This is a genomic window from Carboxylicivirga mesophila, from assembly GCF_018271975.1.
Lineage (GTDB): Bacteria > Bacteroidota > Bacteroidia > Bacteroidales > Marinilabiliaceae > Carboxylicivirga > Carboxylicivirga mesophila.
On sequence record NZ_JAGUCN010000017.1, the window covers coordinates 79,844 to 101,656 of the forward strand.

At 39.6% G+C, this 21,813-nt stretch carries 16 protein-coding genes; 1 reads left to right on the plus strand and 15 read right to left on the minus strand.

Going from position 1 to position 21,813, the window contains the following annotated elements; translation table 11 throughout:
• Nucleotides 1-74: 74 nt before the first annotated feature.
• Both KEM09_RS14750 and KEM09_RS14755 read right to left on the minus strand, forming a co-directional pair.
• Complete coding sequence (locus KEM09_RS14750; RefSeq protein WP_212229451.1) at nucleotides 75-1,103, minus strand: hypothetical protein; 1,029 nt, start codon at nucleotides 1,101-1,103, stop codon at nucleotides 75-77.
• 10 nt (nucleotides 1,104-1,113) lie between these two features.
• Nucleotides 1,114-1,872 (minus strand): sugar isomerase domain-containing protein, encoded by a 759-nt coding sequence (locus tag KEM09_RS14755; RefSeq protein ID WP_212229452.1) that lies wholly within the window; start codon nucleotides 1,870-1,872, stop codon nucleotides 1,114-1,116.
• Nucleotides 1,873-1,962: 90 nt separating this feature from the next.
• Between KEM09_RS14755 and KEM09_RS14760 the strand changes: the two genes are divergently transcribed.
• Entirely contained in the window at nucleotides 1,963-2,853 is an 891-nt protein-coding gene (locus KEM09_RS14760) for an AraC family transcriptional regulator (RefSeq protein ID WP_212229453.1), read from the plus strand.
• Nucleotide 2,854: 1 nt separating this feature from the next.
• Here the strand turns inward: KEM09_RS14760 and KEM09_RS14765 are convergent, their stop codons facing one another.
• The 13 genes from KEM09_RS14765 to KEM09_RS14825 all read right to left on the minus strand — a co-directional run bounded on the left by KEM09_RS14765 (nucleotide 2,855) and on the right by KEM09_RS14825 (nucleotide 21,762).
• Entirely contained in the window at nucleotides 2,855-5,281 is a 2,427-nt protein-coding gene (locus KEM09_RS14765; RefSeq protein WP_212229454.1) for an outer membrane protein assembly factor BamB family protein, read from the minus strand.
• 215 nt (nucleotides 5,282-5,496) lie between these two features.
• The gene (locus KEM09_RS14770) at nucleotides 5,497-7,116 is read right to left on the minus strand and encodes a cellulase family glycosylhydrolase (protein ID WP_212229456.1); all 1,620 of its coding nucleotides are present in this window, start codon (nucleotides 7,114-7,116) and stop codon (nucleotides 5,497-5,499) included.
• Nucleotides 7,117-7,275: 159 nt separating this feature from the next.
• Nucleotides 7,276-8,301, minus strand: coding sequence for an aldo/keto reductase family protein (locus KEM09_RS14775; protein WP_244825039.1), 1,026 nt, complete (start codon nucleotides 8,299-8,301; stop codon nucleotides 7,276-7,278).
• Between the two features lie 26 nt (nucleotides 8,302-8,327).
• Nucleotides 8,328-8,858 carry a DUF4867 family protein gene (locus KEM09_RS14780; protein WP_212229457.1) on the minus strand — a complete coding sequence of 177 codons (531 nt, stop codon included), beginning with the start codon at nucleotides 8,856-8,858 and terminating at the stop codon, nucleotides 8,328-8,330.
• A 32-nt stretch (nucleotides 8,859-8,890) separates the two neighbouring features.
• Nucleotides 8,891-9,952, minus strand: coding sequence for a zinc-dependent alcohol dehydrogenase family protein (locus tag KEM09_RS14785; protein WP_212229458.1), 1,062 nt, complete (start codon nucleotides 9,950-9,952; stop codon nucleotides 8,891-8,893).
• Between the two features lie 117 nt (nucleotides 9,953-10,069).
• Entirely contained in the window at nucleotides 10,070-10,501 is a 432-nt protein-coding gene (fucU, locus tag KEM09_RS14790) for an L-fucose mutarotase (protein WP_212229459.1), read from the minus strand.
• 50 nt (nucleotides 10,502-10,551) lie between these two features.
• Nucleotides 10,552-11,766, minus strand: coding sequence for an ROK family transcriptional regulator (locus KEM09_RS14795; protein WP_212229460.1), 1,215 nt, complete (start codon nucleotides 11,764-11,766; stop codon nucleotides 10,552-10,554).
• A 129-nt stretch (nucleotides 11,767-11,895) separates the two neighbouring features.
• Nucleotides 11,896-12,762 (minus strand): alkaline phosphatase family protein, encoded by an 867-nt coding sequence (locus tag KEM09_RS14800; protein ID WP_212229461.1) that lies wholly within the window; start codon nucleotides 12,760-12,762, stop codon nucleotides 11,896-11,898.
• 272 nt (nucleotides 12,763-13,034) lie between these two features.
• Entirely contained in the window at nucleotides 13,035-13,400 is a 366-nt protein-coding gene (locus tag KEM09_RS14805; RefSeq protein WP_212229462.1) for a hypothetical protein, read from the minus strand.
• 159 nt (nucleotides 13,401-13,559) lie between these two features.
• A complete protein-coding gene (locus KEM09_RS14810; protein ID WP_212229463.1) occupies nucleotides 13,560-14,378 on the minus strand; it encodes a LytR/AlgR family response regulator transcription factor in 819 nt (272 codons plus the stop codon).
• Nucleotides 14,379-14,651: 273 nt separating this feature from the next.
• Nucleotides 14,652-16,994 carry a glycoside hydrolase family 95 protein gene (locus KEM09_RS14815; protein WP_212229464.1) on the minus strand — a complete coding sequence of 781 codons (2,343 nt, stop codon included), beginning with the start codon at nucleotides 16,992-16,994 and terminating at the stop codon, nucleotides 14,652-14,654.
• Between the two features lie 27 nt (nucleotides 16,995-17,021).
• Complete coding sequence (locus KEM09_RS14820) at nucleotides 17,022-19,988, minus strand: glycoside hydrolase domain-containing protein (RefSeq protein WP_212229465.1); 2,967 nt, start codon at nucleotides 19,986-19,988, stop codon at nucleotides 17,022-17,024.
• Between the two features lie 112 nt (nucleotides 19,989-20,100).
• Nucleotides 20,101-21,762, minus strand: coding sequence for a glycoside hydrolase family protein (locus tag KEM09_RS14825; protein ID WP_212229466.1), 1,662 nt, complete (start codon nucleotides 21,760-21,762; stop codon nucleotides 20,101-20,103).
• Nucleotides 21,763-21,813: the final 51 nt, after the last annotated feature.

The following is a 21,813-nucleotide window of genomic DNA, read 5'->3' on the forward strand; positions in this document are numbered from 1 at the left end:
CCAGGACTTATGCTTACCCCATAAAGGTTATCAACAGCCTGGATTAACATCGTTCTCTAATCAGTAGAAACCACTTAACTATTTAGTACTTCACCATAAGCCTCACCCAGGATATCCCACACCTTACTTGGTTCTGGCGCCGATAGCAGGGTACCCTGACCGGCTCTATATGTCCACGAAAAGATAGAGTCGACTCCTTCTTCTGCATAAATTTTCACAATATCTTTTATTGTATTCAAATTTTCGGGTGAACGAAAGAAGGATTGTATCCATCGTTGCGAAGGCTTATTGTTTTGCTTGGCTAAGGACACCGTCTTTTGGGCAATATTCCTGTGCGCAATTAAAGGATCGTTTCCATCGACAAGAATTGATGTTGAAAACACATCGTAGGCCGGATTAAACGCTATCCTTTCCCAATCGTCAAAACCTCTGGCATGTGTGCTGTAAAAATGATTATCTGCCGGCAGAGAGCACTGAGTCACCTTAAGTGCCGGGTTAATGGATTTGACGATTCGACTACCCTCTGTCAGAATTTCATTTGCCTGATCAAATCTAAACTTCAAAACAGTTTTGGTTAACGTTTTTGGCATCTCATACCCATATTTGTCCTTGAAAATACGCTGAGTAATGGGATTTCTGCACGAAAAATCAGTTGTACTCTGATAACTAACAGGATACACAGGCATAACATAGTGAGGCTCATCCCAAAAGAAACCATCGGCATCACATGTTCTGGCCAAATCTGCTAAAATATTCCAAAAATATTCACGAAATGCAGGTGAACTGGGCGAAGCTGCTGCTAAGGGCTCCCCGGTTAAAGCAGACCATTGTCGATCATGCACATGACATTCCTGTAAAAACACAGATGGTGGTTCACCACCAAAAAACTTACCAATTCCCCATGTGTTTAAATAAACTTTTAATCCAATTTTCTTAGCCTCATCAACAATTAAAGGAATTGTTGGCTTCCAAAAAAACAAATCGAACTCAGTCAATGCAAGAAGGACAGCTGTACAGTTATGCGCCTTCATCTCCTGAAAATCCTTTCTGGCATGTTCGGGATAGGAAATGCCGTAATAGCTTACTCCGGTTTCTGTTACCATTGCTTTAGAATTAAAGAAATTTCACTCTTGAGTTGTAACGCTCACGCATGGCTTTATTCTTTTCATCGCCACCAGGAATATTGGCACTCGACCAAACAGGCGGTTCAATCCCTCGTGCCACGCAGGTTTTAACACACTCCATCTCTAATCGATGAGCAATATAAAAATCAATAGTACTAGAAATCCCTGTTATAGGTTGCTCAAAGCCTTCTACTTGAATAACAGTATCGCCAAAAGGCACATAGTTTTCGATGTAAATATCAACCACATCAGAAAGGTGATTTCCGCTTTTATGTCGGATTGGAAAGTCCTTTGGTATGTTATTATCCCAATCTTTGGAGGAAACACCAATAACTGTAGCACCTCTTCTTTTTGCCTCCATGGCACAATCTATTGTTGGCGGATTGAATCCATAACTATGAAATACAATAACTAAATCATTTTCTTTTACGCCATAATAATCAACCGTTCCATCACCAATGCCATGCATTCTTTCGTGATTTAGATACATATAAGCTGGTGTTACCGGATGAATCGCGAAATCAATCATTGGACAAATATTGGCCAGTCCTCCAGCTCTCCAAAATAATTCCTGCATCACTAATGCCGTGTGTCCTCCACCTCCATAAATATAAATCAGGCGATCATTTTCAATGGCATCTGCCATGGCCGATGCGGCCTTTTGCAAAGGTTCTTTCTGTTCCTTCTCAAATTTATTTGCCAGCGAGTTAAACGTCTCCAGCAATCTCAAATCAGTTTGTGCTTCCATTTTTTATAATTTTTTGAATTTGATTACGGTAAATTTATAGTTACTTTGATTAAATGTTATTCTATAAAATACCATAGCACAAAATCAAACATGGTAACACTTGATATAAAATCAACCAACGACAGGAAAATTATAAATTTTCGTGAACTTGGTTTTAAGAACGTTTTAGTTTTAGGCCATTATAACTACAAGAGTGCAAAAGAAAATTTAGAAACACACTCACATCCTGGCATCATAGAAATATGCTTTTTTGAAAAAGGCTCCCAAAACTATATGATCAATCATCAAAACTATCTGCTTAAAGGTGGTGATCTATTAGTTACCTACCCTGACGAGCCCCATGGGACCAGCAGTTACCCTGAAGAAAAAGGCAGTTTATACTGGATGCTCATCAATAAGCCTGGTAAAAATGACAGATTACTCAATTTATCGCCCAAGAATTCTCAAATATTAATCAACCGCTTACTTAGTTTAAAATCAAGGCATTTTAAAGCCATTCCTGGCATTAAGAATATATTAACCAATATCTTTCAAGCCTATAATAAAATTAATGATCCATTAAGACTGGTGGAAATAAACAGTTACATACTTACCTTTTTAATCAATGTCATTCATTCGGGTGAAGATGACGGCATTAAGCAAATGTCAGGAGAAATTGAGTTCATATGCAATCATATTAAGAGCCATATCGAAGATGATTTTGACCTTGAAACACTTGCTTCAATGATACACCTTTCTGTGTCGCGATTTAAACACCGGTTTAAAGAGGAAACAGGTATTCCACCGAAAGAATTCGTGCTACGCCAGAAAATTGAAAAAGCAAAGCAAATATTATTGGCTGATTCTGCCCCGGTCAATGAAACGGCCTACTCACTTGGCTTTACATCCTCGTCCTACTTTGCAACCGTTTTTAAGCGATTTACCAGGCTAAAACCAAGTGAATTTATAATAAAAAACACATCACACGCCAACACTTTTTAATTCAATTAATATGAAACCGATACACGCTGCCGCCAAAATCAGATAATATAAAACCCTTATTGCAAGGTGCAACCGGCGAAAGAATCGGCGCTCCTATATTTATCTTTTGAATAACCGTTCCATTATGGGGCTGAATCCGGTATAAATAGCCGTCTGAAGCTCCAAAGTAAATTTCCTCGTTAATAAGTTCCGGAGCCGACTCGACTGTAGCACTTGATAGTGAAGAATACGGTGCTGTATAAAACAATGCCTCGCTGCACTTAACTTTCCAAACCTCCTGACCGTTCTTCATATCGAATGCCACTAATCCATCCTTTGATGTACCAACTATTATGAGTCCTTTATAGATTATTGGTTTTGTGGCCACCTGTAAATCATACGGCGTTTCAATGTATTGGTATAGGTTTCCGGTATATAAGTTAAATAAACCAATACCTTTTTCAGATGCGACAAAAAGTGTATCATTCTGGCAGGTGGCAGAACTGCTTCTAAATCGAAAGCCTAATTCGCTCATTTGCCATAAGACTTCTCCAGCTGCAGCATGGTGCACAAATAAACCTTTCCAGTTGGAACCTGTAACAAGCACATCCTTAACTACCGACATTGTTGCCGTATTTCCTTCTCCACCAGACCATGCATTGTTCTCCCAGATTATGTCTCCTGATTCCACATCTATGGCTTTCAGGTAGTTGCCAAAACCCGTATAGTATATACCATCCTTAACTACACTGCCTGACACAAAGGCACCTAACCCTCTTTGACCTAACTGTTTTTCCCATACCAACTGACCATCAGATGCATCCAATGCATAAGCTGTTCCAAAATGGTCGGTGCAAAGTATCATACCCTTTGAATAACAAATACTGTTTTTAACAGAACCGTGGCTTTTAAAACTCCACAATTTCTTTCCAGAGTTCGCATCCAAGGCATGAACACCACTCTTTTCCATCCCAAAGTCATCGATGGTAGTAACATACACTTTATTATCCACCATTAATGGCCTGGCCATCCAGGTATTGGACTGTAGGTTGGATAACCATTTAATGGATAATCCCTGATTAGTGTGAGCAGTTACCACATCTGTTCCAATACATGTAGTATCATCAAAAGTAGCTGCCACATACAATGAGTGCTCCTTACCTAAACGAATGCTATCCGAGACAACAGCGCTCCAATTCCAGTCGGTATTTTGCTGAAAGCTAATTGTTGAACGATTACCCTGGCTATCCGTAATTACGCCTTCAACCGAACGCACGTGAGCTTTTGAACAATAGGAATTTACAGATACATTACGAGATAAACCTTCAGAAGCTAATAATGCATTTGACATGACAACCGAAAATTGCTGATTAACAAAGGTATACCTCGGTGTTACATTTATATCTCCAACATGATTAATATCGTAAACCAGAAAATTTGATGGAGAGTGATCAATTCCGCCTTTATCGGGCGTAGATGCACAAACGCTCACCGGCCCGGCCTCTCCATGTTTTTTCATAAAGTTTATATGCCAGTGCCCATATATCCAGGCTTTCAGGTGATGCTCGCTTAAATTTATTCTTTGCTTATTTTTACCTTTTAAGATGAACTCATTTCCAAAGGTAAGCAGGTCGTGATTAAATACCACCAGGTTTTTATCAGGAGCCGCCTGCGCCAAATCATTTTTCATCCACTCAAATATCTGATGTGCAGTATATGAAGGCTTCGCATCTCCGCCTGCCATAGGCGTAACAATAAAATGAGTATTGCCAGCATCGAAGGAATAATAAGGGGGCCCAAACAGATTTTCGAATAATTGCTCACCATAATCGCCTTTTACAAGGTCATGATTGCCAACACAATAATAAACAGGCACTCCCATGCTATCCGAGTTAACGTTTTCAGCATGAAAGTTTAACCCATCTTCGTAACAAACATCACCGGTATGCACAATGAAACCCACATCGTAATTGGCAGCATACGCCTTTACGTCCGTTATCCATTCGCTATATTTCCCTGTTTCAGTATCTGCCAATTGAATAAACCTGGCGTTATGCAGAGTTCTCTTATAAGGTTGTAAGGTAAAATCATAGGTCCTTTTCTCCTCTGCTACCAGGATATAATGTGTTCCCACAACCTTGTAGCCCGATGGCACAGTGATATAAATAAATCTGGATATTTTAGCACCTGGTAAAGTATAGTAACCATCTGCATCGGATTTAACTACATGTAAGCCATCCGATACGCAAACGCCCTCAAGACCTGTGTGCATTTTATCGATGTGTGCATCCTCACTAATATCCAAAAGCACACGCCCGGTATAGGAAGCCTCTGACGTTATGGCAGACAACACCAATACGACCAGCACAAATAGTTTCTTAACAAATAGCATCTTAAGCACCAATAGTATTCTTTTCACATCGCTAATATGTATAGGGGTAATATTCATATATGTGGCGTTTTTGATTATCGTTTATATCTAATGCACTGAATTAATTATTTATATACTGTCAAAACTACTACTCTTCATAATTGATTAAGGCATGCATCAGTACTAACTTTAATCAACATGCAGGAATCCATATTGAGTACGAATTCCTGCATGATTAAAATTAACAAGACTTGCCTATAGCAGACATTCCTGTTGTGATTTCCAAGTTATGCTTAATGCATTTCGTCTTCTTGATTGGCAGTAATTACAAACTGCACCTCGCGAACCTGCTCAAGACCTTGAGGTTTAATTACCAGATATCCTCCTTTTCCCGTGGCATTCTTAACAAACTTAAAATCATCAGAGGCAGGCAAAATCTTCACCGTATTGGCAGATACATTATTAAACACAGGTACATAGATGCGCGTAGGTGCTTTAACCTCTGCTTTCTCGTGCCATTTACATGAGAATGAATTCGCTTCTATATTATATTCATAGGATAATAGTGTACCAGCAATTTCAGAAGGGAAAGGACGAATCACCCCATATTTAAAGTAAGAATACCGATCAGTCCCCTTATGATAAGCCCAGTAGGTGTTATTAAATAAAAACTTTTCAAACAGATGTAAGTTACGATGTGCCAGCTCTGTTCTTCCGGGCGTTTCATGCCCTAATGCTCCCCACTCACCTATCAGAACAGGCACATTCATACGCTGTCCACTCTCATTAATACGTCCAAAAATTAATTCGAGACGTTCATCACTTGAATCCGACAAGTTATCAGTATCGACCAAGAGGTCGTATCCATGCGCTGCATATACCACATTTTTGTCAACTTCTCCGTTTGACAACTTAAAGGGTTCAAGAGCTGTATAAACCCCGCTATTACAAAAGTAGCTATGGTTAAAAAACAGCATTTTATCGAGCGTAACCTCACGAACCGCATCAGCAACTTTTTGATAAAAGCTTTGAAGGGCTCCTTTTTCAAAGGTACTATTTAGCTCATACACTGCATCCATAACTTTTGCGAAGCTTTCCTTATCATTAACCATTTGCAGGGCTTCATACCGGTTGCCGGTATTTTCCCACATTTTTGCAACATCCATCGCTGTTACTTCTTTATTTGTTTTTTCAGAAACTACTTTTGCGTAGGCACTAAATAAAACAGGCATAAACATCTTAGCATCTGTACCTGCGAATGGCTCATTCATAATATCGAAGCCTATCACTGTCTGATTATCTGCATATCGACTGGCCAAATGTTGCACTGCATTTGCATAATAATCTTGTACCCCCATGCCTCCATCTACTGGTTTATTGGCCCAAAAATTATCCCATGATTTCTGTACCGCAGGACTTATCAGGTAAGAATCACTCCAAACTGCACCTGTGATATGTTCTTGGCCTTCATCTAATGTAGCCCACTCAGGAGCACCGTCACTAAATTTAACACTGAATAAATCCTGATGCATATCCAGAAAGACAAACAGATTGTTATCCTTTGCCCATTCAATCTGCTCATCTATTTTTTTCAGGTAAGCCTCATCATACACTCCAGGTTGTGGTTCCAGCCCGTCCCATATAACACCCAAACGAATCACATTGAAGCCCCACTTCCTAAAGTTTCTGAACTCTTCAACTCCCTCAGGTCCGATATAACCTTTCTCTGGCTCTTTATTGACAAGATTAACACCATTCAAAAGTACTTGTCTTCCATGCTCATCAACAAATATCCTACCTTCAATGCGCAGGCTTGTTGCATTAACATCAATGGCGTTGTCCTTTTCTGTTTTCTGACAAGCGCCTATAATGAATCCGAGAGCAATAAAAATTAATAGATAAATTCGTTCCATAACTATTTGTATTACGTTTATTATTGATTCAACAATCGGCACAAACATAACCTTTAAGAGTACACTTAGCTGATTTTAGGGATATTTACAACCATTGTGGGATAAATGTGCTATACCTGATAACAATCAATAAAGGACTCAAAGATGCTCTGCCTGTGGTTAGCTGACAATCACTCCATTCTCATCCCACAGGTCTTTCCAATCATTGGCTCCCTCCCATAAAAACACTTGCCCCTTCACCAGGCGCGAACCACATTCACATGTATTTATTGAGGCATATTCATCATCAGTAAGTGGATTATCAAATGAAGCCTTAAGGTTGTTATAAAACTTATCCTTATTAGTCGAAAATGGTATAGTAATGTGTCCGTTTTTAATGGCCCATTTGATACAAATAACGGCCGGATGTACTCCGTGTTTTTCAGCAACGGCTTTTATTTGGGGCATTTCAATATCGATCGAATCTCCTTCTGCTTTATCCCTCAAAGGACGATTTGGTGAGCCAATAGGCATATAACCGATGGGTTGTATTCCCTTCTTCAAACAGTACTCAAAAAGTTCTCTCTGTTGAAAGCATGGATGAATCTCCATTTCATTTACGGCAGGCAATATCTTCATTAATGGAAGTACTTTCTCAAATTTAGCCACAGTCATATTGGAAGTTCCAATATTTTTCACCTTCTGCGTTGCAACAAGACTTTCCATTTGTTTCCAAGTATCTAAGAATTCCTGAACAGAAAAAGGTTTTGAATCTGGATTTCTTGAATCCCCATCACAACCTGGGGCATGATAATTGGGAAATGGCCAATGAACCAGATACATATCTAAATAATCAAGCTGAAGATTATCAAGACTTTCCTGACACGCCAGCACCACTTCACCATGACGATTATTCCACACTTTTCCAGTTATAAACAGTTCTTCTCGTTTACATATTCCTTCATCAAAAACTTCTTTTAATGCTTTTCCTATCTCCTTTTCATTACCATAAACCTCAGCACAGTCAATGTGCCTATAGCCTATACTTATTGCCTCTTTTACAGCATTAGCAATTTGTTCACTGGTAAAACGATCTGAACCGAATGTACCTAATCCTATTACAGGTATTTCATCTCCTGTTTTCAGCCTCTTTACCGGTACACTATTGGTATTTATTGGTGAATAATCCTTCTCTATTTCTAACATAGCATTTAAATTCTTGCTTATTTGATTTATAATTCAATCCGCATCCAATCCTTTTCACTTAACTCTTTAACTACACAATCATTTGCATATGTCCTTTCAGGCAGGTTAATAAGAATATTAGCCGGTTTATCATTTACTGTAAAAGGACCCCAGTGCCATACATCGGGTCTAAGGGTAACAACAGTACCTTGAGGAACATAAAAAACTCTTATTCTGTCATAAGGTATTTCATCACCATTTACAGTTGCAGGTCCAACTTGCAGTAAAATATCGTTATCCAGAGGAAGAACTGCTTCACAACATGAAGTATGATACTCAAGAATATTTATCACATATTCACGTTTTTCTACACGACAACAAGAATAACTTAAAGGTAACGCTCCATTTACATCAAGTTGAAGTTGATCTCTAAAAAACTCCACCGGTTTTGCACCTAGTCTTTCCCCTGCTGGATTTATCAGGTTAGCATATGTACCAAATGATTTAAATGCTTCCTGTGAAAGTGACTCTACTTGAATGGTTTTCATTGTAATTAATACCTTAATAAACAAATACATTATCAGTAATAGTTTATCAATTAAATGATAAACTACTTTACTTCCTCATCGTATACAACGGCCACTTTTCCACATCGGCCACCATCCATTAATTGATAAGCTTTATCAACATCCTTTAATTCAAATCGATGCTGTACCAGATTCTCGGGATGCAAATTCCAACGAACCAACAACTCTATTAATTCTTCCATTCTCCATGAATTGGTGACCCATGAACCATGAATTGAAATCTGATCATGGATAATATCAGGTGATGGATTAAACTCAACAGTACCTCCTTCACCTATCATCACATTTTTTCCCCACTTCCGGGTAGCCCTAATGGCTAACTGTCTGCCATGAGTATTACCTGAGCAATCAACTGTTTTCTCGAAGCCTTCGCCAGTGTGCGTTTCCGATAAAACCTTTTGCAAGATATCACTACCAGCTACGTACACCGCATCGGCTAATCCTAACTCTTTTGCTATATCGCAACGTTCCTGAACAGTATCGACACCTACCACTTTATTAGCTCCTAAGGCTTTAGCCAGCATCAATGCCGCCAGACCAACAGGACCAAGTCCTACCACCAGCACTGCATCTTTACCTGAAATACCTATTTTTTCAAGACCTTCATATACAGTACCAAATCCGCAAGCAACCTGAGCTCCATCTACGTAACTTAATTCATCCGGCAAGAAAACACAGTCCTTTTCCTCTGCCAGAATATATTCAGCCATACCACCATCGCGTTGCCACCCATAGGCAGCCCGTTGCGAACTGGTACATGAAATCATATAACCCCGCCGGCAATCGTTACACACACCGCACCCTGAAATATGGTAAAGAATCACTCTATCGCCCTCTTTAAACCGTTTCATTCCTTCACCACATTTCACAATCTGACCACAGGGTTCATGTCCGGCAATTTTATTTTGATAGGCTTCAGGCCCTTTACCAAGATGCTCGCGGTAAATAGCTCTTATATCACTGCCACAGATTGTTGACGCCTTGGTTTTTACCAAAACCTGCCCGGGACCAGGCGTAGGCACGGGCACTTGCTTCATTTCAACACTGCTATTACCAGGCAGGTAAGCTGCTAACATTGTTTTCATATTTCTATCCTTTAGAAAGTTTGTATTACCAATTCACATTAATTGATGCCATGAACTGCTGAATTATCACACACGACCTGATTGGATTGCATTATAGCTCCACATGGCAATTAAGGTTTAACAAGGGGTGACCCCTTTTTTTAATATAATATTACCATACTTTGCCACTTCACCAGTCATAACAACAGCAAAGGCATTTTTAGCCCTTTCGTAAAAATCAAATCTCCCAATCCGTTCAACTGGTGCCACCTCAGGATTCGTTTTATGAATAGCGGACAGGTATCTGCTTTCCACAGAAGGATCGAGCACATCACCTTCCACTGCGGCCATCATTATCAATGGTGAAACCGCGTATGAATCCAATTCAAAGAGCGGCAAAATGGCTTCCAACAGATCTTTAATGGCTAAACCGTCAGCCCTGATAACCCGGTTATTAAAACTCTCTCCCGGGAAGTGAGCATCAGCAAGAACGATTTCATCTCCATGCCCCATTCGGGCTATAATCTCTAATAGCTGGGGACTGATTAATGGTGATATTCCTTTTAGCATAGCTTATTTTTACTTTTTAATGTTTAGAAACTATATCGATAAACACCTGATTATTCTCTCAGGTTTAATACTTCATTTAAGATTAAAGAAACCGCTCCTATCACGGCTGCTTCATTACTTAGTTTACTCTGAACTATTTCAATACGACGAGATGACTGTTGAATCACCTCACGTTGAAATACCGAACGGACACGTTCAGTAAAAAAAGAGCCGGCATTCGAAACTTTCCCACCCAGAACAATAACTTGCGGATTTAATAAATTAGCAACAGCAGCAATTGACATCCCTAAATAATCAGCAGCCTGATTAAATAAATACAATGCCAGTTCATCGCCTTTTTTAGCCTCTTCAGCAATATGTTGAGTGGATAATTCACTCAATCCATTCAGGCTTGAATGAGGGTAGTATTTTAGTTTATTTTCAGCTAAACTCGAAATCCCCCTGCCCGAAGCATAACACTCCAGGCAATCCAGCTTTCCACAGGCACATATCAATCCAGCTGCTGCATCAGAGTGAATTCGGGTATGGCCGATCTCACCGGCAATCCCTTCAAAACCAAAGAAAGCCTGTCCCTTATGAATAATACCAGACCCAATACCGTAGCCAATGTTGATAAAGACAAAATCCTTAAACTTATCCCCCACACCATACATTAATTCTCCTCGCGCCATCACTCGTGATACATTATCAACAATCACAGGTACTTGAAACAGCTCAGCAAGTGGCTTTCTGATATCTACATTTTCCCAGTTAAAATTAGGCGAATATTCAATAACATCGGTTTTGTTGTTGACAAAACCTGCAGCAGCAACGCCTATCCCTCGTAACTTTCGTTTATCAATCCCTGATTTGAATATGAGTTTCTCTGTAATTTTTGAAACTAGTTTTAAGTCGGATTCAAATCCATCGGTCTGATTTGTTTTGATATCCTGAGCGAACAAAGTATTGCCATTTAAGTCGGATAGAATACCATAAATATGGGTGCGCCCCCAATCTATCCCAATAACATAGCTATCCTCACCTTTGAATCGAACAATCATTGGCGGTCTTCCCCCCTTCGATTCACCTATACCGATCTGTTCGGCCAATTGTTCCGTTTTGATCAAACTATCAACAATACGGGTGATTGTAGGAGCACTAAGACCTGTTTTTTTAACAATTTCGGCACGTGAAATTTCGCCGCTTTCACGGATAAGATTTAGCACCTTAATCTTATTTAATCGATTAATGTACTCTGCACTGCCTTTGGGATGATCAGATTTCATAGATGTAAAAGTAAGCTTTCTTTAGCTACGAAAATAACTAGTCCGGCAATAATGTCCAAACTGTATGGTATTCATCCGAACTATTTTATAGTCTGGCTTGAAAAAATACATAGTAATGCAAGACCTAACTTATTTAATGCCTGTCACCTTACCGTCTAGATTCCAGTCTTCTTTAATTTTTACACCTAAATGATGTAATGCTGTTACAGCCACGTCAACAACATAAACATCTGCTTCAATGTGGCCTTCATTAACACTGTTGCCGTTCGCAATATAGAATATAGTTGTATGCTCCATGATGTTTTTACCATGTTCATATCCACTACCACCATGATCGGTTGTAATGATAACCAACCAGTCTTCAGTATCATAATGCTTTCGTTGCTTAAGGGCTTTAATAATCTTCCCCACATGTTTATCAGCCTTTTCAATAGTTTTAAGGTATTTTATCGAATCAGGTGAAAACCCATTTACATGGCCGGAGTGATCGACTTCATCGAGTTGAATAAAAATAGCATCAGCGTCATTACGTTTGACCATTCGCTTAGCAGCTCTTGCCACTGCGCCATCAAATAACCTTGAAATTTCAAGATCAGAATCGCCGGATTGAAGAATTTTGTGTATGGGCTTCCAGTTGACAACTGAATATGTACTGGCCATCGAATCATGTTCTTTTAATCGCCTGAAAAAATGCGGATACTCCTCAATATTAGGCTGTTTATATTCATTGGTTACGACCTTGTGCTTCTCATGCCATACACCGGTTAGCATACCTGTCCAGCATATACCACTACTACTTATCGGATCTGTTTGGGCTGAAAATGTATAAGCGCCTTCTTTCCATAATTTATCAATATTTGGGGTATTGGCCTTCTGTAATGCATCCGGCCTGCAGCCATCGATTCCGATGATTAATACTTTCTTATTTCCGGCATAAGCGTTATACCAGCTAAGAGTGATAAGTAAAGAAAGTACATATAAAAGTTTACCATTCATACTTTAATATTTTAAATTATAATCCCTACAATGTAATACCCTGAATCCGGTTTAAATATAACGATTCAGATTATAATTATAGTAAGGTCATTATCTCACCTGCATTCAAAAACACGTTCTAATATAGCATATTACAACAATAACACTACAAAAACTCCTGAGCTTGTTACTTCTAATATAAACACCATTTAGGTGTAGGACAAAACAACAAAAGCGAACAAGGTATTCCATCTATTGCTCGCTTATGTATGTTAATAATATGAAGAAGCTGCCTATTTAGCTTTTGTCATTGCTAGAGGAATATCACCTTCGGGTGTTATTGCTTTGCCCACCAACTTACCATCCTTTAACTCTAATTGAATTTCAATCTCTTCGTATTGCACTTCAACTTTAAAGCTCAGCTTTTTTTCTTCACAAGTCAGTGCAACACCATTCACATCTTCGTATTCAAACTCCAGCTTAACTTTGAGTTCGTTATTATCATTGAAAAAAATTGCTTTTCCCACTTGGTATTCATAAGGGGCATGCTCAACGTCAAACTCCCAGCTACCTATCACTTCCTTTTTGATTTCTTCCGCCTTTAAATTCGCTGCACTCATTAATACCAGCGAAATAAAGATAAACATCGCTCTTTTCATTCTACTAAGCTTTAAATTATTAATACAATTCTTTTTAAGTACATGACAACCTTGTATAATATATCCATATTCGCGCCGTACTTTGATGACAAATGTAAATGGCTGAGAAGAATGAAAAAAACTAAAGGGATAAACGGAACATAACAGGGATGAATGGTACTACTTATCTAAGATGTCAATAAACTGTGGGGTGTAACTACGAGATACGGGAAGTAAGGTATCAACCTCCTTAACTTTTATTTTATAACCACGCCCGACTTTTCTTATCCAATCCACATTCTCAATATTAATCACAAATGAGCGATGGCAGCGTAACAGTCCCTGAGATTGGAAATCGGTTTGAATAGTTTTTAATGAACCTCTAACCATCTCTGATTTTACAACTCCCTTCTCAAAATAAAATATGGTTATATAATTATCTGTTGATTCTAAATACAACACTTTATCCCGGCGTATACTCACTTTTACCTGCCCCCTCTCGTCTTTAAAATTAAACAAATCAACACGCGGAACTTCTGTGAAATTTTCTACATGTTTTTGGGTTAATGCAAATAATATGAGTAAAGAAAATACATAAGGAAAAATAACAACTAAAAAAACGTACTTAAAACTGTTTATCCATTCAGTAAGGTACGAATATTCGGCTTCGCCGTAAATTATTGATAACGCAAAAGTGATTATAATCATCTCAAGAAAAAGCCAGGCAGACAGACTCCAGATTTTGAATGTGTGCGACCTGACAAAGAAATACATCCCAATTTGCGAAAGACTCATTACAATGGCACCTATCAATATAAAGCCATTAACACCTAAAAAGGATATCCAATAAGGAAAGACAATCCATTCTGACATATTAAATGCCTTGAGACCAAGCAAAATAAATATGCATAGGCCAAGGGTGACCAACACATGTACTAATCTATATGATAATTGATTAAAGAATGGGAGTTCCGTATGTATCAGATTGCCTTTATTCATTTGAATAATTTTATTCTTACAAAAATATTTAAGGTCATCGAAAATCAAGCGTCATTTTAAGATTTTTTATTTACGCACCTGGTCTCCCTGTTTAACGTCAAGTTTAAATTGGTATTTTGACGAACATTTCTTTTTTTCCATAAAAGTTCTATCTGCAATAAACCCATCACAGCACACCACTCAAACAACTACATACGCATTTAAATAAAAACAAAAAAGTAACCCACAGCACGATTTCTGCAGGTTACTCTTTAACAGGCCCTTTTATAAAATCTATCGTTTAATACTAAAACTACCAACCTTTGGCACTTCAAAAGCATAGATTTGGCCATCTACCATGTACTTGCCTTTTTGGCCAGGTCTACCCTTAATAGTTGCGTTAACAACTTTACCATCCTCCCATTTTATAGCAACCTCATAATTACCCCGTGCTTTAAGTCCTTTTACAGAACCACTTAACCACTTATCAGGCAAGGCAGGCAGCAACTCAATAACCCCTGTATGAGATTGCAGTAACATTTCAGCCATACCTGCGCAGCCTCCCATATTGCCATCCAGCTGAAATGGCGGGTGTGCACATAAAAGATTTGAATAGCTGCCACCACCAAGCAACATATCATACCCTTCATTTTGGGTTGGCTTCAATAAGCGACGAAACAATTGATAGGCCCTGTTACCATCTTTTAGTCGTGCCCAAAAATTGACCTTCCAGGCCAATGACCAACCAGTGCCGTTATCACCCCTTGCATTTAGACTAACTTTAGCTGCCTCTGCTAATTCGGGGGTTTCTTCAATTGTGATTTGCTTACCTGGGTAGAGGGCATAGAGATGCGATACATGCCGATGCTTACTATCCGGATCATCAACATCCTCCTTCCACTCCTGTAGTTGATTCCATCTGCCTATTTTTGGTGAACAGATTCGCTTCCGAGCGGTTATTGCCTCATTCTTAAATTCATCATCAATATTAAGTACTTCACAGGCTGCTATGCAATTATTTAGTAAGTCCCATGCAATTTGATGGTCCATTGATGCTCCTGTTGAAATGCCACCATGCTCGGGCGAATACGATGGCATTGATACCAGCTCCTTATTTTCATCCTCTACCAGATAATCCATCCAAAACAAAGCGGCTTCTTTCATAATTGGATAACCAAGCTCCTTTAAGAACACCTCATCTTGTGTGAATTCATAGTGCTCCCAAATATGCTGACACAACCAGGCCGCTCCGGCAGGAAAAAAGCCCCATGGCAGCCCCCATCCCTGGGCTGTATAACCAAAAGGATTGTTCATTGTGTTGACAACCCATCCTCTGGCATCAAAATAACTTCTGGCAGTTACCTGACCTGGTTCAACCAGGCTTTCCATATAAGAAAACAGAGGCAAATGGCACTCATTAAGATTGGTAATTTCGGCAGGCCAATACAACATCTGCTGGTTAATATTCATATGATAATCGCATGCCCATGGTGGGTTTGTGCTATTATTCCACTTACCCTGAAGATTCAAAGGCATGGTTCCAGGGCGAGAAGCGTTAATCATTAAATAACGGCTGTATTGAAAATACAAAGATTCAAAACCAGGATCGTTCACTCCCTCACTGTATTCCAACAGCCTTTTATCTGTTGGCAGGCTACTGCGTTCATCCTTACCAAGTTCAATCGTCACTCGGTTAAATAAGGACTGGTAATCCTTGATATGTGCCTGACGGACATCTTCAAAGGACTTATCTTGTATGCTTTTAACAACAGCTGTATTTTGCTCTGTGAATTGCTTACCCTTATAAAGCGGATACACCATCTGATAGTCGGTTACAGCGATGTGATAAATAGTTAGTTCGCTTGCATTGGCCACTTTAATCTGACCATCAATATATGCCGTTACACCATCCGTTTTAATTACCATGCATGTTTCAAACCCCATCTGGTTATCCTCAACAACACCCTGGTAGCGAAACAGGTTTCCATCAAATGTTTCCTTAACTTTTTTATGTGGATTTATATACTCAATGGAATAATCTGTGGCAGCATTATTACTGAAGTGATAAACCAGGGCCTTATCGACATAAGAGCCAAAAAAGGTTCGTTGGTGCCTGACATCACCTGCTTTATAATTAACATGTGCCAAACCGGTTGATAAATCCAGTTCCCGCCTGTAGTTACTCACCTCTTCGCTCTGTTGCACCTGTACAAAAACATCACCCATTGTTTGCTGGGCACCGTAATCACCAAAATCAGCTCCTTTTTTTTCGTGGATAACCCCGGTTAAATGCTTTGAGGCCAAACGATGAGCTTCTCTGTTCTTACCTTGTTTAAGTAAATCACGTATCTCTGACAAATAGGCTGATGCACCAGTTTGGTTCCCATAATTGTAATCGGGATGAGAACCGGGTCCACCCGACCACAATGACTCTTCAGTGAATTGAATCTGCTCGGTAGCAAGCCCACCAAAAAACATGGCTCCCATATATCCATTACCAAATGGTAAGGCCTCCGTCATCCAGTTCTGTGCCGGTTGTGAATACCAAAGCATCAGAGCATCAACTTTTTTATTTTTACACCCTCCGCTTAATATTGGTAAAAGCAGAAAAAGACCTATAAATACCAGTTGCTTCATTATTTAACTTTTAATCTAAATACAATATTACTCAGCAATAATGATCATCCAGCCTTTTTTGGCTTCCACGGATATGGTTTCATTAGCACTAAATGATTTAGCTGCCTGAAAATCTTTTACTAAAGGAGCCTGCAGACTGACTTTTTCCTTAGACAAGCCCAGACTATTCCAATCAATAATCAGCTGACATTGCTCAGTCTTCTCTGAGAAATTACCTAAAGCCACTAATGTTTTGCCGTCCTTTTTATATACTGTGGCTTTCACATTGGGATTAGTAGTGGTTACATATGGTTTACTTTCCCAAAAACCTACCATCTGTGCCGTATGAATACCAAAATCATCCCATACTTTCCATATCGGACGAGGATCACACAGCACCCCATCCGTTACCCAAGGGTGTCGCACGGTCATGCCATACAGCATACCCAGCCATCTGTTACCGCCTCTATGCAGCATATCACCCATCAATCCGAATGGGATACCAGAAACCTCTACCAACCAATTTTCAGGCGACATTTTATCGTAATGAAAACTCTCGCCAAACCATAACTTGTCAAGGTAAGGAAAATACTCAGTATACTGTGTTGCCGGTCCTTTGGAGAAACCTGTATTAGAATGTAAATCAAGAATGCATCCTGGTTTTTCTTTATCAAGCACTTTGCGCATACGTTTTACAATACGACGGTCATAGGACACATCATCCAAATATAATCCGTCGATATCAATATTACGCACCAGCCAGGCCAATCCTTCTATGTAGTAATTGTACCAGCGTGAGTCAGACGGCGTGTTTACGATAGACGCGTCTGCACTCTTTTCAGGAAAATATTGATACCACTGAGGGTGATACCCATCAATCAGGTGCTCGCGCAACCACGGGTAGCCCCCACCTTTTCCATCTCCAAGTATCTCATTTCCCAAACTACGTAAGGCCCATAACTCCGTTGTATAGTTTGTCAGTTCTCTTACTGTATTGTAAATCTTTACTTTCTGACCTTTTTCATGCATGTCGTTGATAAATCCCTTCATCTCATCTACCGCGATAAAAGGATAGTTAATGTGTGGATTATATTCATTGGCATGATGAACATTAATAATTTTAACGCCTGCATCAAAATCCTCCTGCGTAGGCATTGGTGCACCACCATTGTGATAATAACGGTCTACAAACTGACTTTCATAATTTATATGCTTAACTGGCGTTATTAGCATGGCCCATTCAAAGTCAATTTGTTCTCCTTTTTTCAGAGTTCTTTTACCACTGTAACAGATAGCTTTCACCTGCGTTGATTGCGTGTCGATTTTAAAGCCACCTTTGCCATCATTATGCCAGCTTACCGGATAGTCGGGCTGATAAAGATTTAATAGAGGTCCATTGTAATCACTTCCACGCAATTCGCACCAGATGCCTCCATTGGTATCACCCACCCAGAAACTATCGTGCGGCCCTTTCCATTTAGCATTATGATTTTGAGGCACCTTACAGCCTTCTAATCCCATGCCCATCATATAGCGTGCAACAGACTTTTCAAGAGGAATCTCCAATCGAATGTCATCCACCTTGATGTCTTCAGAGGCTGACAGGTTTATTTTATAATGCATATACCCATCTGACTCCAATGACCCTTCGGCCAACACATTAATGGTTCCCACTCTATCTTCCCATCTGCCAGTCATGACACCTGCACTATTATTAAGCAACTCTATATCGGACATGCCACTCAAGCCTGCTTCCTGCCCTTTTGTTTTGATAGTGAAAGCAATAGGACCAGCTAGAATTTCGGTTCCGAACGCCTTCATACTCTCAGGCATCCCATTCGCATTCAGGCGCACAACTTTACCTGTACAGTCGTATGTATAATCATTAATAGCCTTAATCGGATCGTAACCAGCAGTAGGCTCATCATCGATACCTAAAGTTGAATTAAGCCATCTTAACCTTGAATGTCTCCATGGCTCACTATCACCTCTATCGGCAATTACTTTATCCTCAACCTTTAGTTTAACCTTTGCTACCTGAGGTGCAGAATTGTCGGCAGTAATAATCACTTCACCTTTGTAAACACCAGCTTTTGCGCTTTCGGGTATATCAACACCAATCCATAAGGGTTGAACCTTTCCTGCTTCAACATCTACCTTTTTGGTAAATGGTTTTCCAAAAGGATCAATACCTCCGGTATTAAAACAGGTTAACTGCTCTTTACTCAAACTATACTTACCATTTTTCAGATCAGAGAATTGTACCTGTATGTTTTGTACATCCTTAGCCGATGCATATACACCAAGTTGAAAAGCATAATACTCATTGCGCATCGCTTTTCCTTCAAAGTCTTTCCCTTTATCTTCAATGATCCATTTTACAGGTATCTCATCCCGCATTCTGATCGGATCTTTTCGGTCTTCAGAAAAAATAAGAAAGTCACCACTCTTTTCCGCCAGAAATTTTGATTTCTCTTCTTGAGTAGGGATAAGTTCCATCGGATAGAAACTATCAAACTGAGTGCGAGATTGAATGGCTTTTGCTTTGGCATGCGGCAGCTGTTGAAGCACGCTCTCATCCGTAAGCTTATAGTTTTGTACCCAGTCCGAAGAAGCTTTCTCAGGTCTCAGGTAGCCCTTGTTATAAAACCCGTATTCCTCTTGAATCTTAAATGGAGCATAGTAAAAATAGTAGGTGCCGGTTTGAACGGGCCCGAATGCTAGCTTACAATGCTCATTATTAACCTCTATTCTGTGAATATTTTTAATAGTATCGCCTGTTTCAGCGTTCACAATCACAAACAGTTTCTTCTCAGGAGCAGTATCATGCCGACGCCATAATAAATCGAGCTTTACAACATCAGCCGGGGCATCCACTTGTATAACAGCACGATGATGCCCATAAAAATCGGGCCAGGGAGTTTCAGGCACAGAATACGTAAGCTCATCCACCTGACTAGAGATTGTACATTGTGTCAGTACAATCAATGATATCAATAAAATTAGTTGTCTCATTTTGTTTATTTTATATTTACTATAACTTCATTCTTTGTCGATATACACTTGAAACTTACTATTTGTAAGCTTGAGGCGTTCAAAATTTCAGGTCGAACTCAGATAGTTCACCCTATTTACTTACCAGTACCTCTCCTTTAATTACTTCTACCGTTTCATTACCGTTTTTAATCTGTACCGTTAGGTGTCTTATCCCATTGTCTATTTTATTATCTACCGGGAGATCAATGACAATTTTCTCATAAGGTTCCATAGGGTTAATTATTCCTGAAGCAAGTTCCACGGATCCACTCTTGCTGTCTTCAAGAACTACCAGTTTTGCTTCACATGACCTTTGTTGTCCAAAATTTTGCACTTCTACCGATAAACTTACTTTACCATTATTCATATTTACCTGGGGCATGCGGGCTGACAAAGCAGATGGCAGATAATTAACCCAAGGTAACCGAGCATAGGCAAATAACAGATCCCCCCGGGTGGTCTCACCCAAAAGCTTAATCGCAAAATTATCTTCTGTAATTCCATTATCCTGAGCATCAAAAGTTAGGATCAAATCATCACCATCGATGCGAGAGTCGATTAACTGGCTCCCGCCCCCATAATTAACTTTTTCTGCAGCCCCTAAACGCAGGCTTTCCAATTTTATGTCAGTATGAGGATTAAACCCATCCTCGCCTTTGATCTTTACCTGTATTGTTTTGGTATAATCATTAATCTTACTGTTATCCACGACCGTCATCAAACGACCTACGGTTAAAGGGATACAAATATGCTTTGAACTATGGTTATCATTGGCCAAATCATTCCATTTGATGGTATCTATCACCGCAAAATGTGCCTGCGTAGCTCTCCCGTACTCATCCTGTAGCATTTTGATGCGTTCATATTTAAACCAATCCTCTTTAGTTCCATCGGTGTACTTCACAATACCTGGCATATAAGCTTCTCCTGGTTCTACCTTCCAATTAATCCCATCCTTTGAACGAAGGTAGTAGGCAATCCTGCCATACCAGTCATTAACAATCATATGGTATTGCACATTTGTTTTCCATACAACAGGGTCTTCAAATCGCCCTTCGACAGGAGGATAAGCACTATTTTGAGTGATTTGGTACCACGGAGATAGACCCGTTTGACTTACCCAAACACCTCCTCCTCTGCAAATCATCAGGTAAGAGCCATTTTCCCGCTTCGCGAATGTTAAATTAGATAATCCGTCATGTACATTCCTGCCGCGACGGTCAAACTTAAACCGGCTAAATACCCATGGTCCGTTTATGGAATCAGAGATGTAATACCCTTTATAGACATATATAACGTAACGTCCATCATTTAGCTTAAACAATTCAGGATTATGACCTTTCCCAATTGTTTGCTGCACAGTGTAGGGGCCTAATGAGTTGGTGGCTGTAGCATGAACCACTTCCGAATCAGGCCATGCCATATGACCTTTTTCGGCACTTTCGGGCCAACGGCAAACAAATAAATGGTAGATGCCCTTATTATCTTTTATCGCATTCCCCCCCCAATAGGACCATTCATTATCCTCCAATCCATTATCTATATAGCGGGGGATAACTTCTTTAGCTCCCCAGGTATCGGATGTCAGTGGCCCATTTACAGGGATAGGCAAGAACCGATCCATAAAACGACCTCCTTTTACCAGCCCGTTCCATTCAACAGGTCGTGTTCGTTCAATTATCTGTGCATCAACGGCTAATCCAACCAAAGTAAACAATAGCGGTATCCACCAATTTCTTTTAAATGCCATCATTTTATCTCTCTGTTTAATATTTTTATTATCATACAAATAGCTCAACATCAG